Here is a 391-nt window from a genome sequence, read left to right on the forward strand (position 1 = left end):
ACCCCGCAGCGGATCGGTCTCCTTCTCCGTGAACGGGCTCCGGCCCGCCGTACGGACCAGCAGGACCACACCGCGCACCCGCTCGCGGGCGCCGATGGGCACGGCCACGCCGGGGCCCAGCCCGGCGAACCGCGGCGGTCCGGGCGAGACCCGGTCGTCCTGGGAGATGTCCAGGCTGATGACGGGCGCGGCGGTGGAGAAGGCGAGGCCGATCAGGCTGTCGTCCACGGGCAGGACCATTCCGCGGTGCGCGTCCGCCTCCTGACCGATGGCCAGTTCCACGGTGAGCGTGTCGGTGCCGTCCACCGGGACCGCGACCACGGCGAGGGCCGCTCCCGTGATCTCCCGGGCCCGCACGGCGATCAGCCCGAGCACTTCGCCCCGCCCGCTG

The 391-nt window shown here is 74.9% G+C and carries 1 protein-coding gene; it reads right to left on the bottom strand.

What is annotated here, in order from left to right:
* The coding region (locus R2S09_RS40335; RefSeq protein ID WP_316746275.1) for a GAF domain-containing protein at positions 1-391 on the bottom strand (391 nt) is incomplete at both ends.

Origin of the sequence: Streptomyces sp. MK7, from assembly GCF_032658145.1 — a bacterium.
GTDB lineage: Bacteria > Actinomycetota > Actinomycetes > Streptomycetales > Streptomycetaceae > Streptomyces > Streptomyces spiralis.